General features: G+C 35.1%; 2 protein-coding genes. Both read left to right on the top strand.

Annotated features, from left to right (window positions below):
• A partial coding sequence (locus tag PR709_RS04705; protein WP_272570764.1) for an RHS repeat-associated core domain-containing protein occupies positions 1–456 on the top strand: 456 nt, incomplete at its 5' end.
• Between the two features lies 1 nt (position 457).
• Positions 458–796, top strand: coding sequence for a hypothetical protein (locus PR709_RS04710; RefSeq protein ID WP_104872946.1), 339 nt, complete (start codon positions 458–460; stop codon positions 794–796).
• Positions 797–1,326 lie beyond the last annotated feature (530 nt).

Genomic DNA, 1,326 nt, shown 5'->3' on the forward strand with positions numbered 1-1,326 from the left:
TTCGAACAAAATCTACGCTATGCCGGACAGTATTTTGACAATGAAACGGGGCTACATTTTAATACGTTCAGGTTCTACGACCCACAGATAGGCCGTTTTATCATGCCTGATCCGATTGGGTTATTGGGTGGGATAAATCTGTATCAGTATGCGCCGAATCCGCTGATGTGGGTAGATCCGCTAGGTCTAGATCGCTTCCTTGAGATCGTAGGTGATGCAGCTACAACAACAGGAAAAAAATTCCAAGGGGCTGAGATTTATAAGATAACTAGTAAAGTTAAAGTTGGGGATGTGACCTTTAAAAAAGGTGATTATTTCTATTTAGATAATCTTCATAAAGATCACTACGAAACTTTTTCATCGTTGGATAAGTCTAAGGGAGTATTTAATTTGGATGGTTCTTATAATGAAAAGAAATCAATTAAAGCCGCAAAAAGAAAAGGTCCGGGATGCTAACATGAAAGCTAATTTAAAACATAATATATTAAAAAACAAAGATGACTTGATCGAGGGAACTTTTTGCTACTCTTTATTTGAGAATGCTTTCTTTGATGAAGTATTATTAATTGATCTAATAAAAAATGCTAAGTTATTTTTTAAAGAAAATAATCAAGATAAAGATATTTCAAATCTACTGACATGGATCGTTAATGGCGTTGATCAGTGCTTTGTATCTAATAATGATAAAGATGACTATTATTCAATTGAAAATTACTCTTCAGATATAGAGATAAAATGGAAAAATGTGTGGCGAACTGAAATTAATGAGATAATTAGTAACAGTAATAATTGTTAATATTCGCTAATATGTAGTAACTCAGATTTGACCTGACAGTTACCGGTTATTCATACAGGTGTCTGTCAGATTCTATCAGTGTTAAATGTTGTGCTTTAATAAATGTGAACACTTTAACTATAGAACATTGAAAGAATATATAGATACTATCTTCCATGATAGTTCTGCAACAGCAATTATTGAGTCTTATTGAGGCGATAGAATAAGAGGTTTTTACTTTGTAGTAAAATCCTTAAGTTCAAATTCCACAAAAAACGACTGTATCACTACGATGCACAGGGTCATCACATTCATAACGTGGTTGAATCACGGACACATAGCAATCCAACACGACAGGAAATTCATTGGTTAAAGCAGGAAAGATAGCAATCAAAACAAATTTTGGCTGCTCGGCTCAATGCGGTATAGGAGCTGTCGGGGCAATGGATGGTAATCCCCCCGTTTTTAACCGAGGTTATAAGTAGAATCAGGTCATTCGTTGTAGATGTTGCATTGGGGTATAGCCATTCAACGCCATGTTCGGCCGTTCA

The organism is Providencia sp. PROV267, assembly GCF_028477825.1.
Taxonomy (GTDB): domain Bacteria; phylum Pseudomonadota; class Gammaproteobacteria; order Enterobacterales; family Enterobacteriaceae; genus Providencia; species Providencia stuartii.

Bases quoted from the DNA above. Each gene is read 5' to 3' on its own strand.
- PR709_RS04710 (WP_104872946.1), top strand. From the start codon at position 458: ATGAAAGCTAATTTAAAACATAATATATTAAAAAACAAAGATGACTTG.